The following is a 14,099-nucleotide window of genomic DNA, read 5'->3' on the forward strand; positions in this document are numbered from 1 at the left end:
CCGCCATGGCCACTGCACACGCAGGCTCTGCCGCGCGCTACCGCTGCATGGTGGCCAGCCGCGCCCTGGCGGCGGCCCTGGGCGGCTATGCGCTGGCGTCGCTGTTCACCGCGGTGCTGGCCGTGGGGCTGCCCCGCGCGTTGGACACCAGCCGCGCCAGCGCGCTGCTCACGGCCACCCTGCTCAGCTTTGCGGTGTATGCGGCGGCGGTGATCTGGGCCTTCAGCGCGCGCAGCGCACTGCGCGCCTGGATGGGCCTGGCCGTGCCGTCGGCCGTGCTGGCCGCTGCGCTCTGGGCGCTGAAGGTGGGCGCATGACGGCGGCGATCTGGGCGGCACCGCTGGCCGCGCTCACGCTGTCGTTCAGCGGCATGGCGGGCCTGGCGCTGGCCATGGACCGCCACCACGAACAGGTCACCGGCCGCAGCGAGGTGCCGCGCACGCGGCGCCGGGTGCTGCGCTGGGCGGGCAGCCTGCTGCTGGCGCTGTCCCTGGCCGCCTGCATCGGGGCCTGGGGCGCCACCGTGGGGCTGACCGCCTGGTGCGGCCTGCTCACGGCGGGCGGCCTGCTGGTGGGTGTGCTGCTGACCTACGCGCCGCACCTGGCGGTGCGGGTGTCGGCGGCCACGGTGCTGGTGGCGGGCGTGTGCCTTGTGGGGTCCGCTGCCGGGCTGTAGGCACCAGCGGCGCCGCTTTGGGGGGCGTTGGCAAAAGTCCCGAACAGCGTGCGCTTTTTTCCGTCTCGTTGGTCATAGGCAGTAGGTGCAGTGCGCGGCCCTGCAGCCTGCGCCGTTGGCGGCCTGCGTTTTTTTCATCTTCGTTTTTCGACCCAGCCATGTCTTCACTCTTTGCCTCACCTTCCGCCGCCGGTGCCATCCTTGCGCTGGCCGCCTGCGCCTGGGCGGGCCACGCCCATGCCGACTACGTGTGGCTGCAGCGCGACGGGGCCCAGGCCCGCGCCTACGCCGGCGAGCTGCCCCGCCGCAGCGCGGCGCTGCCGCCCCTCCAGGCCCCACGCGCCTACCTGGCCGACGGCAAGGACCTGCCCGTGGCGCCGCAGGCCGGCCACATCGACATCACCGCACCGGGCGGGGACGATCTGCGCCTGAGCACCTTGCACGTCACCGGCCACGGCGCGGTCACCTACTACCAGGCCCGCGCCGGCCGCAGCGAGACCCGCGCCACCAACGACCTGGAGCTGGTGCCCACCACGCCCGGCGGCAACACCTTCAAGCTGGTGTGGAAGGGGCAGACCGTGGCAGCGTCGCAGGTGAACGTGGACACCAGCGCCGGCTGGCGCCGCACGCTGGCCCCGGCGGCCGATGGCACGGTGCAGCTGGAGACGCCGTTCCCCGGCCTCTACGTGCTGGAGGTGAGCGCCAAGGTCAACGGCTCCGTCACCGTGGACGGCAAGAAATACGACGACGTGCGCCACACCGCCACGCTCAGCTTCGAGGTGCCCCGCTGATGGCCCCGACCCCACCCAATACACGCACCGCACGCACAACCCTGAGCGTGGGCGCCCTGGTGGTGCTGGCGGGTGCCATCGCCGCCGGCGCCTGGTGGTGGACGCGGCAGCCCGCCATGGTCTACGACACCGTGCCCGTGGCGCGCGGCGACATCGAGGCCACGGTCAGCGCCATCGGCACGCTGCAGCCGCGCCGCTATGTGGACGTGGGCGCGCAGGTGTCGGGGCAGATAACGCGCCTGCACGTGCAGCCCGGCACCGAGGTCAAGAAGGGCCAGCTGCTGGTCGAGATAGACCCCAGCGTGCAGCAGGCCACCGTGGACGGCGCGCGCGCCGCACTCGCCGGCCTGCGGGCGCAGCTGGCCGAGCAGCAGGCCCAGCACCGCCTGGCCCAGCAGCAGCAGGCCCGCCAGCAGCAGATGGAGCGCGAAGGCGCCACGCGCCTCGAAGATTTGCAGACGGCCGAGGCCGCGCTGGCATCGGCGGCGGCGCGCATCGACCACCTCAAGGCGCAGATCGACCAGACCCAGGCGAGCCTGAAGGCCGATGAGGCGCGCCTGGGTTACACCCGCATCTACGCGCCCATGGCCGGCACCGTGGTGGCGCTGGAAGCGCGCGAGGGCCAGACCCTGAACGCCACCTACCAGACGCCCAACATCCTGCGCGTGGCCGACCTGTCGACCATGACGGTGTGGACCGAAGTCTCCGAGGCTGACATCCGCCGCGTGCGGGCCGACCTGCCGGTGTACTTCACCACGCTGGGCGGCCAGGCCGACGCCGCCGCGCGCCGCTGGCGCAGCACCGTGCGCCAGGTGCTGCCCGCGCCGCCCACGCCCGAGGCCAAGGCCGCGGGCGGCGCCAACGCACAGGCCGCCGCGAGCAAGGCCGTGTCGTACACCGTGCTGTTCGATGTGGACAACGCCGACGGCGAGCTGATGCCGCAGATGACCGCGCAGACCAGCTTCGTCACCGCGCAGGCGCAGGGCGTGATCGCCGTGCCGCTGTCGGCCCTGGCAATCCCTGCCAGCCCGGCCGGCGCCAAGGCGGCGGGTGGCAAGGCAGCTGATGCGGAGGGTGACGGTGACAGCGCTGGTGCCGGCGCTGGCGCGAAGGCCGCAGCAGCCACCCACAGCGCCCGCGTGCTGCGCGCCGATGGCGTGGTGGAGCAGCGCGCCGTCGTCGTGGCGGTGAAAAGCCGCCACCTGGCCGAGGTGCGCTCGGGCCTGCAGGAGGGCGAGCAGCTGGTGACCGGCGAGCGCCCTGCGCGCAGCGGACCGCAAAGGTTCAAGCTGTGACCGCAGGCACCGGCACCCAACACGACACCCTGCACGGCGTCTTGCAGGACGCCCCTGGTGTGCCGCTGATCGAGCTGCGCGGCGTGCGCCGCCGCTACGGCGGTGGCGAGCAGCCCGAGGTGGAGGTGCTGCGTGGCATCTCGCTGTCGATCCACGCGGGCGAGTTCGTCGCCATCGTGGGCGCGTCGGGCTCGGGCAAGTCCACGCTCATGAACCTGCTCGGCTGCCTGGACAAGCCCAGCAGCGGCAGCTACCGCTTCCAGGGCGAAGACGTGGCGGGCTTCGACGCCGACCAGCTGGCGTGGCTGCGGCGCGAGGCCTTCGGCTTCGTCTTTCAGGGCTACCACCTGATCCGCGCCGAGTCGGCGTGCGAGAACGTCGAGGTGCCCGCCATCTATGCCGGCACCCCGCGCGAGGAGCGCACCCGCCGCGCAGCCGCACTGCTGTCGCGCCTGGGCCTGGCCGACAAGCTGCACCACCGGCCCACGCAGCTGTCGGGCGGGCAGCAGCAGCGCGTGTCCATTGCCCGGGCGCTGATGAACGGCGGCCGCATCATCCTGGCCGACGAGCCCACCGGCGCGCTGGACACCCACAGCGGCGCCGAGGTGATGGCGCTGCTGCACGAGCTGGCCGACGCGGGCCACACCATCGTGCTCATCACCCACGACCGCGAAGTGGCCGCCCAGGCGCGCCGCGTGATCGAGATCCGCGACGGCGAGATCGTGGCGGACAGCGGTGCGGCCGTGGCAGGCACGTTGGAAGAAAAAAATGCCTCTACCGCTCAACCAGCAAGCGCAAGCAGCTATAAAAATAGTAGCAAAAATTCCGGACGCGCCTTCTGGGCCGAGTTGGCCGAGGCCGCCCGCTCGGCCTGGCGCGGCATGCGCATCAACCGCGCACGCACCGGGCTCACGCTGCTGGGCATCGTGATCGGCGTGGCGTCGGTCATCGTGATGATGGGGGTGGGCGAGGGCGCCAAGCAGCGCGTGGTGGAGCAGATGGGCTCCATGGGCACCACCATCATGTACCTGGGCGCCAGCCACCCGCGCGAGGGCGGGCCGCAGGGCGAGATCACCGCAGAGGACCTGGAGGCCATCGCCCGCCTGCCCGAGATCGGCCACGTGATGCCCGTCATCGGCGACCCCATCCCCGTGCGCCATGGCAACGTCGAGCGGCAGATCTACGTGTTCGCCGCCAGCGAGGACATGCCCCGCGTGCACCACTGGAAGGTGGCCCAGGGCCGCTACTACATCGCCGCCGAAGACCGCGACCTGGCGCCGCTGGTGGTGCTGGGGCACAAGGCCAGCGCGCAGTTCTTTCCGGACCATCCGAACCCGTTGGGCCGCCACCTGCTGATCGGCAACGCGCCGTTCGAGGTGATCGGCGTGATGGCCGAGCGTGGCGCCGACTCGGGCGCGCAGAACTACGACGACATGGTGTTCATTCCGTACCAGTCGGGCCGCGCCCGCGTGTACCGCGTGCAGACCCAGCCCGACTACACCGTGGTCGCTGCCGCGTCGGTGGAGCAGGTGCAGGCGGCCGAGAAGGCCATGCACGCCTTGCTGCTGTCGCGCCACGGGCGCGAGGACTTTCGCATCGGCAACGCGGCGGCCAAGCTGCAGGCCGAGGCGCAGACGCGCAACGCCATGACCATGATGCTGGGCCTGATCGCGGCCGTGTCGCTGGTGGTGGGCGGCATCGGCGTGATGAACGTGATGCTGATGACGGTGCGCGAGCGCACGCGCGAGATCGGCATCCGCATGGCCACCGGCGCGCGGCAGGGCGACATCCTGCGCCAGTTCCTCACCGAGGCCGTGCTCGTCACGCTGGTGGGCGGCGCGGCGGGCCTGGCCATCGGCCTGGCCGTAGGCGCGGTGCTCATCGTGTCGGGCGTGCCCGTGATCTTCTCGCTCACCGCCATGGGCGGTGCCTTTGCCTGCGCCGTGGCCACGGGCCTGGTGTTCGGCTACATGCCCGCCCGCCGCGCCGCCGGGCTCGACCCCGTGGTGGCCCTGGCCTCTGAATGATTGTGATGGTTGGTATGCGCACTTGTATTGCCTCTGTGTCCTGTCTTGCCGCTGGTGTGCTGCTTCTCAGTGGCTGCGCCGCGGTGCAGCCGCTGCCTGAAGATGCCGTTGCCGCACCCGCCTTGCCCGTGCACTGGACCAGCCCGGTGCCGCCCGCTCAGGGGGTGGCGACGGATGTCTCTGCGCTCGGCGTCGCAGAGCTCGACGCGCTCATCCGCGCCGCCCACGCGCAGAGCCCGGACCTCGCCGCCGCCATCGCGCGGGTGCAGCAGGCCGATGCCGTGGCGCGGGCCGCCGGCGCCAGCCTGCTGCCCGCCGTGACCGGCACGCTCGACGCCCGCCGCCAGGCCCGTGCCGGCGGGCAGGCCGAGGTGGCCGGCAACCAGATCGGCGCCGCACTCGTCGCCAGCTACGAGCTCGATGCCTGGGGCCGCCTGGGTGCCGAGCGCGCCAGTGCCCAGGCCCTGCGCACGGCCAGCGTGCACGACCGCGGCGCGGTGCAGATCACGCTGACGGCGGCGGTGGCGCAGGCATGGCTGCAACTGGTGGGCGGGCGCGAGCGCCTGGAGATTGCCGAACTGAACCTGCACAGCGCCGAGCGCGTGCTGGCCGTGGTCGAGTCGCGCGCGCGCGCCGGGGCCGCCACGCAGCTCGAGCTGGCGCAGCAGCGCGGCCTGGTGGCCACGCAGCGGCAGGTGCTGGAGGCACGGCGCCAGCAGGTGTCGGGCGCGCACACGGCGCTGGCCGCGCTGCTGGGCCAGGCGCCGTGGCCGGTGGTGCAGGCCAGCACGCTGCCCGCCACGCAGGCGCTGGCGCCCGCTGCCGGATCGCCCGCCGACCTGCTGGTGCGGCGGCCTGACATTGCGCGGGCCGAGGCGCGGCTTCAGGCCGCCCACGCCGACGTGGCCGCAGCCCGCGCGGCGCTGCTGCCGCGCATCAGCCTGAGCGCCAGCCTGGGCACCGGGGGCAGCAACCTGCCCCGCGTGTTCGACAACCCGCTCTACAGCCTGGCCGCCGCGTTGGCGGCACCCATCTTCAACGGCGGGCGCCTGGCCGCCGACCGCGATGCGGCCCAGGCGCGGCAGGCCGAACTGCTGGCGCAGTACCGCGCCAGCATCGTGGAGGCCGTGAGCGATGTGGAACAAGCCCTGCAGGCGGTGGCGAGCACGCAGGCCCAGCGCACCGCGCAGGCGCAGGTGGTGCAGCAGGCGCAGCGGGCGGCCATGCTGGCGCAGTCGCGCTACCGCGCCGGGGCCGAGACGCTGCTCACGTTGCTGGATGCACAGCGCACCCTGTATGCCGCGCAGGACATGGCGGCCCAGCTGCACCAGGCCGAGTGGCAGGCGCAGGTGGCTCTGTACCGCGCACTGGGCGGTGGCTGGCAGCCCGATGTTGACGCTGTCGCGCACCGCGTGGCCGCCATGGCCACCGTGGTGCAGCCATGAGGGCAGCCACCGACGAGCCGGTGACCATGCTGCAGCGCTTGCGCACTGCGGGCCTGCGCCCCACCACGGCGCGCATCGGCGTGCTGCAGGTGATCCACTCCGCGGGCAGCGCGGGCATCGGTGCGGACGAGGCGTTTCACCAGATGCTGCTGCGCGGTACGCACGTGAGCACCAGCACGGTGTACCGCATCATCCATGAGCTGCAGACCCTGGGCGTGCTGCTGCACGACCGCAGCGACCGGCGCCACACCGTGTACCGCCTGCGGCCCCATGCGCCGCCGCCGTCGGCCGACGTGCGCATGGCCTGCCGCCGGTGCGAGCGCTCAGCCACGCTGCCCGGCGCACAGCTGCGCAACGAGCTGGAGCTGCGCGCCGCCGAGGTGGGCCTGCGGCCGCTGGTGGCGGGCCTGGTGCTGCAGGTGGACTGCCTGGGCTGCGACGGCGCCACGGGGCACTGCCAGCCCAACTAAAACCCAAGGCCCGCACAAAGAAAAAGGACCAGACGCCCGGAGGCATCTGGTCCTTGTCGCTGGATAGCGCGGGCTGATTTATCAGGCCGTTGCGTCCTTGAGCTTCTTCAGCGCGCGGGTCTTGATCTTGACCGATGCGGGCTTGGCGGGGAACCAGCGCTCTTCACCGGTGAAGGGGTCCTTGCCAAAGCGCTTTTTTTTGGCAGCGACTTGCTGCAGGCCGATCTTCAGCACGCCAGGCAGCGTGAATTCGCCGGAACCCTTCTTGTGCACCGAGCCCAGGATGGCGGCTTCGAGTGCTGCCAGCACGGCCTTGGTGGCCTTGGGTTCCACGCCCGATTGCTCGGCCAGGTGGGCGACGAGCGTGGTCTTGTTGAACGCTGCCTTGATGGGCTTGAGCGCTGCCGGCACGGCGGCGGCCTTGGCGGCAGGAGCTTTCTTGGCAGGCGCGGCCTTGGTTGCAGGAGCTGCTGCCTTCTTCGCGGGAGCCGCCTTCTTGGCTGCAGGAGCGGCGGCCTTCACGGCCTTCTTTGCTGGAGCAGCGGTGGTTTTTTTCGCAGTTGCCATGATGATTTTGTTGTTTCAGAGTTTTGAGAATCCCCGGCAAATTTGCAGGGGACGCGCGATTTTAGGTGCGGAAGAGTCGCACGCCAGCATATGGAAGACCCGCAGAGGTTTGAGGATTCTTGCAACTGCGTCCGCGCAGCGCCTCGCAAAGGCGTTTGCGGCGCTCGTGGTGTCAGGCCTTCGCGGGCTGCGCGCTCTTTACAATGGGGTCCAACCGTGGGCCGGGAAATGGACGGCCTCGCGGCAATGAACCTTCAGACCCAATGCCTTACAGCGCGGCTGCCGTGGTGGGCAGTGCGTGCATCAATCCATGCAACTGAGCCGATTGCTTCAACTGCTTGGAGCGCTCATCCTGGTGGCCGCCGTGCTGCTGGTGGGGCGCGTGGCAACGACCGAATGGCAGTCTGTGCGCAAGGCGTCGCGCAGCCTGCTCGCGCTCGAAGAATTCAGGCTGGGGTTGCTGGCGGTGGAGATGCTTTCGCGCGAGCGCGGGCCGACCAATGCGGCGCTGGGCGACGTGCACCCCGCGTCGCCGCAGCGTCAGCAGGCCCTGCGCGAAGCCCGCGAGCGCACGGACCAGGCACTGGCCCGGCTGCAGCAGTCCCTGGCGCACGCGCCCTATGCCCGCGATACGGCCGCCTCGGAGCAGCGGGCCGTGCTGGCGCTGTCGAGGGCGCGCGCCTCGGTGGACCAAGCGCTTGCCTTGCCCCGGGAGCGGCGCACGCACGCGATGATCCATCAGGCCGTGTACGGCATGGTCGCCGTGGTGCCCTTGCTGGCCCCGCTCTCCAATGCATCCGCCCGCGCTTCGCTGAGCGCCTACCCCGCCTTGGGCGAGGAGGTGCACGGCGCGAGCCTGGCGACCGACCTGCGCGACCAGGCCGGACTGCTGGGCTCGCATTTCACGGCGGCCATCGTGACCGGCCGGCGCTTTTCGGTACAGGAGCGCCGCTCCATCGACGAGACACGCGGCGGCATCGAGCAGTTGCGCGCCCTCCTGGAATTGCGCCTGCAGTTGCCGCAGGCTTCCATCACGGTCGTGGAGGCCTGGGACAGGGTCACGATGCGGTACTTCGGCGCGGCCTACGCCCTGGCCGAGGACGTGATGCTGCGCGGCGAGCGCGACGGCCGCTACGAGCTCAAGGCAGCGCAGTTCGCGGCGCAGTACGTGCCGGACATGGAATCGTTTGTGCAACTGCGCGACGTGTTGCTCGCGCAGGCGCGCAGCAAGGCGTCCGCAGAGCACGCGCGAGCTGCGCGGGTGCTGGCGTGGGTTCTGTCGGGCGCTGCCATGCTGCTGCTGGTTCTGGGTGCCGCGCTGTTGATGATCCAGCGCCGCGTGCTGCAGCCGCTGGTCAAGACCACCCGCGCCCTGCGGGCCCTCGCCCGCGACGACCTGAGTGCCAGGCTGCCCATACCGCTGGCCGAGGACGAAATGGCGGAGGTCATCGGAGCCGTGCGTTCGCTGCAGGTCCAGACACAGCAGCGCCAGGACCTTGAGCGCGAGCGGGACCAGCTCATCGAGCAGCTGCGCCTGCAGTCCGCGACCGACTTCCTCACGGGCCTGCCCAACCGACGGGCCTTCCTCGCCGCAGCGCAGGGCATGCTCGCGAGCGCGTCGCGCCACGGCCACGCGGTGGCGGTGGTGATGATGGACATCGACCACTTCAAGCAGCTCAACGATGGCCGGGGCCATGCGGCCGGCGACACGGCCCTGTGCACGGTGGCCGATGTTGTGCGTGCGACGCTGCGCGAGGGGGACCTGGCGGCCCGCATGGGTGGCGAGGAGTTCGTGGTGCTGCTGGCCTACTGCGACACCCGCCAGGGCCTGCGCTTTGCCGAGCGGCTGCGCGCGGCGATCGCCGCTACTGCCATCGCGCTGCCGGGCGGCCCGGTGCAGGTCACCGCCAGCCTGGGCGTAGCCGATTCCGTGTCGGTGGGGCTGGACCTGGATGCGCTTCTGTCGGCCGCCGATGCGGCGATGTACGCGGCCAAGCAGGCAGGGCGCGATGGCGTGGCGGCGGCTGGCGGGCCAGTCAATCCATGAAGAGCGGCCGAGCCATCGGAGTGGCCGGCTATCGCTGAAGCCGCGCGTCCTGCGTGTGGTGCCGCTCGCGCCACAGGTGATAGCGTGACCGCTGCAGCGCCAGCAGCTCCACCAGCCCCCAGGCAATCGCGCAGCCCAGCGTGCCGCACAGAACCGCCAGGCGATAGGCCTCAGTCTTGCGAAGGGAGCGGGGCGTCGTCATGGAACCATCCGTCCGTGCGTGGCAGGTCAAAGCGCACCCAGCCTTGATCGAAGAGCTCATCCAGCAGCCGCTGCAGTCCGAGAATTTTCCAGAGCATGGTGTACCTCCACCCTTTGACTGCGGCCACGTTAGCCCGCCAATGTGACGGTTTGGCGTCATCGGGATGAATAGCAACAGCCGCCTGCGTAGGGCTATCGCGGGGCCGGGGCCCCGCTTAAGCTCGCCGGCTGGTGCGCGCCCCACGGGCCGCCATTCACCGGGAAAACATGCTGTCCGAGCTGCTGGCACTGGAAAAGATCATCGAGCTGGGCGCCCCGCACCTGGACGTACGGGTGGTGCGTCAGGTGCAGGTGCCTTCGGGGCCCAGCCTTCCCATCTACGCCATCGGCATCGGCAACGACGCGCCCGAAGTGCCGGCCGTGGGCTTCTTCGGCGGCGTACATGGCCTGGAGCGCATCGGCACCGAAGTGGTGATGGCCTACCTGCAAAGCGTGGTGATGCGGCTGCGCTGGGACGCCACGCTGCACCGGCAGCTGGAGCAGGTGCGGCTGGTGTTCATGCCCATCGTCAACCCGGGCGGCATGTGGGCATCGACCCGGGCGAACCCGCGTGGTGTGGACCTGATGCGCAACGCTCCTGTGGAGGCGATGGACCGCGTGCCCTTCGGCGTGGGCGGGCAGCGCATCAGCGCGGGCCTGCCCTGGTACCGGGGCCGCGCCGGCGAGCCCATGGAAGAGGAAAGCCAGGCGCTGTGCGAGGTGGCCGAGACCGAGCTGCTGCCGCGCAGCTTCAGCATGGCACTGGACTGCCATTCGGGTTTCGGCGTGCAGGACCGGCTGTGGTTTCCGTTCGCCCACACGCGCAAGCCCATCCCGCACCTGGCCGAGCTGCATGCGCTGCAGGAGATATTCCTGCAGGCACACAGCCACCACCCGTACGTGATCGAGCCGCAGAGCGCGCAGTACCTGACGCACGGCGACCTGTGGGACCACCTGTACCTGCAGGCCTGCCGCAACGTGCCCACGCACACCTTCTTGCCACTGACGCTGGAGATGGGCTCGTGGCTGTGGATCAAGAAAAACCCGCGCCAGCTGTTTTCGCGCTGGGGCATCTTCAACCCGCTCATCGACCACCGCCAGCAGCGCGTGTTGCGGCGCCACATGTTGCTGCTGGACTTCCTGGCGCGCGCGGCGTGCAGCCATGCGCGCTGGGCGCCCGCGCCGCAGCAGCGGGCGCAGCGGCGGGCGGATGCGCTGGCGATGTGGTACTGAGCGATGGCCTGCGCCCAAGGTGCTTTTGAAAGGAACGGATGCCAGGCTGGATCTTCCTGCGCGGGCTGACGCGCGAATCGGCGCACTGGGGCGGCTTTGTGGCCGACTTCGAGCGTGCGCTGCCGGGGCACGCAGTGACGGCGCTGGATCTGCCGGGCAACGGGCGGCTGCACGCGTTGCAGTCGCCTGCCACTGTGGCGGGCATGGTGGCCGCGTGCCGGGGCGAGCTGGCGCGCCGGGGCGTGGCGCCGCCGTATTACCTGCTGGCCATGTCGCTCGGCGCCATGGTCGCTACCGAATGGGCTCGTGTGGCGCCGCACGAGGTGCGCGGCTGCGTGCTCATCAACACCAGCTTCAAGCCGTTCAGCCCGTTCTACCGGCGGCTGCGGCCGCGCAGCTACGCCGCGCTGCTGGGCCTGGTGCTGCGGCCGGCAGCGGCCGAACAGGTGGAGCGCACCGTGCTGCGGCTGACCAGCAACCGGCCTGCCGAGCATGGCGCTGTGATCGGCGAATGGGTGCGTGTGCGGCTGGCGCGGCCCGTGTCGGCACCGAACGCGCTGCGCCAGTTGGCCGCAGCGGCCCGCTACCGTGCGCCGCGCACGGCACCCGCTTCAGCGCGCGTGCTGCTGCTGGGCAGTGAGCAGGATGGGCTGGTGCATGGCGGGTGCTCGGTGGCCATTGCCAACGCCTGGCAAGTGCCGCTGCGGCTGCACCCCGAGGCCGGCCACGACCTGCCGCTGGACGACGGGACGTGGGTGGTGGAGCAGGTGAGACAGTGGATGGCCGGCGTGGGTTGAACCGCATAAAGCCGGGCCATGCGCGACGGGCTCAGGGGGTGAGGGCCGCCAGCCCGCCCTGGGCCACCAGTTCCTGGTACCACTGGGCATAGCCCGCGCTGCTGGGGTGCAGACCGTCGGCTGCGTTCAGCTCCTGGCTGCGGGTGACGAAGGGGTCTTCATCGCGCGGGCGCAGCAGGCTCACATAGCGCACCTGGCTGGCCGTTGCCACGTCCTGCACCATGGCGTGCAGGCGCTTGGAGCGGGCAGACATGGCCCACGACAGCGGCGGTGCAAAGAAGGGCGCGTGGCCTACGTTGCCGCAGGGCATCAGCACCACGGCGCGGCCTTTCTCGCGCGCCAGCGCCACGGTCTGCTCCAGGTGGGCGCGCAACGCCTTCTGGGTGGTGAGGCGGATCACATCGTTGCCGCCAGCCAGCACCAGCACCATGTCATACCCGGCCTCCGCACCCTTCAGTTGCTGCGCCACGTCGCCGAATTTCGCGCCGTTGGCGGCCAGGTTGTCGATGCGCCACTGGGGGTGGTCCTTGCCGATCAGCCCCGCCAGGCTTTCGGCAGGGCTGCTGGCGCCCGTGCCCATGGCCGTGCTATCGCCCACCACCAGCAGGCGCTTGGTGGGCTGGTCGGGTTGGGCGGTGTAGGGCTGCGCCTGTTTGGCCAGATCCAGGGAGGTCGACAAGCGCCAGGGCGCACAGGCCGACACCAACAGGGCGCCGCCCAGTGCGGCGGTCATCACCAGGGCCAGACGGCGGTGGCGCGAGCGGCTGGGGCGCCGCAGTGGTGGAAGGTGTGGCATGGCGGTTTGCGAAAGAAGCGGATCAAGCCTGCAGGCTATCGTCACCGCGCCGTGCCCGCAGTCGGCAGCGCTCCGTGGCCTGCGTAGGACAGGGCACCTGCAACGCTTGTAGCGCACCCGGTCGCCGCACTGGCGACCTCACTGGCCACTGTGTTGCCCTGTCCTGCCTACTGCTTGAACACCACGGCCTCCAGGTCCATCGCGCGGATGGACTCTGCAGCAGCGGCTGCCTGTGCGCGGCTGTCGTAGGGGCCCACGCGCACCCGGATGCGGCGGCCCTTGGAGTTGTTGAGCTCCTGCCGGAAGGCCGGCAGCCCTTCGTTGAGCAGCCGGGCCTGGGCCTTGCGCGCATTGGCTTCGTCGGCGAACAGGCCCACGTTGATGTAGTAGCCCGCCGCGCTGCCCACCGTGGCCAGGGGAGCGCTGGCGGGCGCGGAGGCGGCCGAGGCTGCAGCGGTGGCAGCAGCAGGCGCCTTTGTGTTGCCGGACGCCGGCGCGGTGCGGGCTGCGCGTTCGGGTGCGGCAGCCGGCTTGCTGGCAGCCCTGGGCTCCGCCTTGCTGGCAGTCCTGCTGTCGGCCTTGCTGGCCGTCTTGGACTCGGCCTTGCTGGCCGGTGCTGCGGGCTTCGATGCGGAAGGCTCGGGCCTGGCAGCGGGTGCAGCGGGTGTGCCCTCGGCCTTCTCGCCCTTGCCTGGCTTTGTGGCGGCGGCCTTGTCGCTGGCGGGCTTTTCTGCCGCGGGAACAGCCTTGGCGGCGGAAGCTGCGGAAGGGCTGGCTTGTTGCAGGGTTGTGGCGGGAGGTGCTGCGGCTGGAGCAGGAGTGGGCGCTGCCACTGCGGATGGGCGTTCAGGGGCAGTGGAAGGCGCGCTGGCTTGCGGGGTTGGCGCAGATGCGGGTGCTGCTTCAGGTGGCGCAGACGCAGCCTGTGCAAGTCCCGAAGCTGCAGCAGAGGCCGCAGCCGCCGCCGACGCCTGCGCAACGGTGACGGCAGGTGTCATGGATGTGTCGGCGCTGGACTGGAAACCCGTGCTCGGCAGCGACAGGTAGGCCGCCACCGCGACGAGGGCGAGTGCGACGTTGGCCCCCACCACCGCCTGCAGCCGCTTGCGGCTGCTGGCCCGCTGCTCCAGCAGCGCACACGCCTCGGGCACCGTGCGCGACGCAGCCAGCGCACGCGAGATGCGCCGGCGGATGTCCGCATGCAGGATGGCATTGCCGTACAAGCCCGGCACCGCGAAGGCCAGCATGGCAAACGCCGCCAGCACGCCCAGCTCCACGCCCTGTGGCCAGTTCAGGAACTGGCGGCCCAGGGCGAACACCAGCAGCGCCAGGCCCTCGGCCACGGCCACATAGGCCAGCGCGCCGCTCCACACCTGGCGGAACACCATCCAGTTGAGCGTGGCCAGGCTGGCGGCCCAGTTCCAGCTGGTGGTGGTGCGCCCGGTGGTGTCGAAGCGGGCGAAGACGGGCAGGTAGTAGTCGGTGTTCACCGGCCCCAGCGCCACGCGGTACAGCGCCGTCATGGCGTTGTCGGACGGGGAGTCCAGCGACATGGCGGGGATGAGGGAGTCTGCAGGGTCCGAAGTGGCGCGCATGCCTGATTCTGTCATGCACCGAAGCGCGTGCGGCCGCTGTTGCGGCCACGCAGCGCTGGCGCGGCGTGCACCCGGCCGGCGGGTGCGCATGCCGCACCGGGCCTGTGCAGGTTGCGGGGC

General features: G+C 71.1%; 15 protein-coding genes. 10 read left to right on the forward strand and 5 right to left on the reverse strand.

The window, feature by feature from the left end:
* Positions 1-5 precede the first annotated feature (5 nt).
* The 7 genes from KW835_RS08970 (at position 6) to KW835_RS09000 (ending at position 6,704) form a co-directional block, all read left to right on the forward strand.
* Complete coding sequence (locus tag KW835_RS08970) at positions 6-317, forward strand: DUF3649 domain-containing protein (protein ID WP_218382009.1); 312 nt, start codon at positions 6-8, stop codon at positions 315-317.
* On the forward strand, positions 314-676 hold the full coding sequence (locus KW835_RS08975; RefSeq protein ID WP_218382010.1) for a DUF3325 domain-containing protein: 363 nt from the start codon (positions 314-316) through the stop codon (positions 674-676). Before KW835_RS08970 ends, KW835_RS08975 begins: the two co-directional genes overlap by 4 nt.
* Before the next feature lie 158 nt (positions 677-834).
* Positions 835-1,467 (forward strand): hypothetical protein, encoded by a 633-nt coding sequence (locus tag KW835_RS08980; protein WP_255593409.1) that lies wholly within the window; start codon positions 835-837, stop codon positions 1,465-1,467.
* Positions 1,467-2,762 carry an efflux RND transporter periplasmic adaptor subunit gene (locus tag KW835_RS08985; RefSeq protein ID WP_218382011.1) on the forward strand — a complete coding sequence of 432 codons (1,296 nt, stop codon included), beginning with the start codon at positions 1,467-1,469 and terminating at the stop codon, positions 2,760-2,762. Before KW835_RS08980 ends, KW835_RS08985 begins: the two co-directional genes overlap by 1 nt.
* A 59-nt stretch (positions 2,763-2,821) precedes the next feature.
* Positions 2,822-4,789 (forward strand): MacB family efflux pump subunit, encoded by a 1,968-nt coding sequence (locus tag KW835_RS08990; RefSeq protein WP_339385528.1) that lies wholly within the window; start codon positions 2,822-2,824, stop codon positions 4,787-4,789.
* A gap of 56 nt (positions 4,790-4,845) precedes the next feature.
* Entirely contained in the window at positions 4,846-6,234 is a 1,389-nt protein-coding gene (locus KW835_RS08995) for an efflux transporter outer membrane subunit (RefSeq protein ID WP_339385527.1), read from the forward strand.
* On the forward strand, positions 6,231-6,704 hold the full coding sequence (locus KW835_RS09000) for a transcriptional repressor (RefSeq protein ID WP_218382013.1): 474 nt from the start codon (positions 6,231-6,233) through the stop codon (positions 6,702-6,704). Before KW835_RS08995 ends, KW835_RS09000 begins: the two co-directional genes overlap by 4 nt.
* A gap of 81 nt (positions 6,705-6,785) precedes the next feature.
* Here the strand turns inward: KW835_RS09000 and KW835_RS09005 are convergent, their stop codons facing one another.
* Positions 6,786-7,271, reverse strand: coding sequence for an HU family DNA-binding protein (locus tag KW835_RS09005; RefSeq protein WP_218382014.1), 486 nt, complete (start codon positions 7,269-7,271; stop codon positions 6,786-6,788).
* Positions 7,272-7,581: 310 nt separating this feature from the next.
* Between KW835_RS09005 and KW835_RS09010 the strand changes: the two genes are divergently transcribed.
* Positions 7,582-9,318: a GGDEF domain-containing protein gene (locus KW835_RS09010; RefSeq protein WP_218382015.1), complete on the forward strand. Its 1,737-nt coding sequence runs from the start codon at positions 7,582-7,584 to the stop codon at positions 9,316-9,318.
* Between the two features lie 28 nt (positions 9,319-9,346).
* Here the strand turns inward: KW835_RS09010 and KW835_RS09015 are convergent, their stop codons facing one another.
* Both KW835_RS09015 and KW835_RS26820 read right to left on the reverse strand, forming a co-directional pair.
* Positions 9,347-9,520, reverse strand: coding sequence for a hypothetical protein (locus KW835_RS09015; protein WP_218382016.1), 174 nt, complete (start codon positions 9,518-9,520; stop codon positions 9,347-9,349).
* Positions 9,489-9,617 carry a hypothetical protein gene (locus KW835_RS26820; RefSeq protein WP_255593410.1) on the reverse strand — a complete coding sequence of 43 codons (129 nt, stop codon included), beginning with the start codon at positions 9,615-9,617 and terminating at the stop codon, positions 9,489-9,491. Before KW835_RS26820 ends, KW835_RS09015 begins: the two co-directional genes overlap by 32 nt.
* A 169-nt stretch (positions 9,618-9,786) precedes the next feature.
* On the opposite strand from KW835_RS26820, the gene KW835_RS09020 reads away from it, so the two are divergent.
* Together KW835_RS09020 and KW835_RS09025 are read left to right on the forward strand one after the other, a co-directional pair.
* A complete protein-coding gene (locus tag KW835_RS09020; RefSeq protein ID WP_218382017.1) occupies positions 9,787-10,791 on the forward strand; it encodes a M14 family zinc carboxypeptidase in 1,005 nt (334 codons plus the stop codon).
* Between the two features lie 38 nt (positions 10,792-10,829).
* Positions 10,830-11,588 (forward strand): alpha/beta fold hydrolase, encoded by a 759-nt coding sequence (locus KW835_RS09025; protein WP_218382018.1) that lies wholly within the window; start codon positions 10,830-10,832, stop codon positions 11,586-11,588.
* Positions 11,589-11,619: 31 nt separating this feature from the next.
* Here KW835_RS09025 and KW835_RS09030 read toward each other — a convergent pair whose 3' ends face one another.
* Positions 11,620-12,384: an SGNH/GDSL hydrolase family protein gene (locus KW835_RS09030; RefSeq protein WP_218382019.1), complete on the reverse strand. Its 765-nt coding sequence runs from the start codon at positions 12,382-12,384 to the stop codon at positions 11,620-11,622.
* A gap of 167 nt (positions 12,385-12,551) precedes the next feature.
* Entirely contained in the window at positions 12,552-13,979 is a 1,428-nt protein-coding gene (locus KW835_RS09035) for an SPOR domain-containing protein (RefSeq protein ID WP_218382020.1), read from the reverse strand.
* Positions 13,980-14,099 lie beyond the last annotated feature (120 nt).

Origin of the sequence: Acidovorax sp. sic0104 (assembly GCF_019219095.1) — a bacterium.
Lineage (GTDB): Bacteria > Pseudomonadota > Gammaproteobacteria > Burkholderiales > Burkholderiaceae_C > Acidovorax.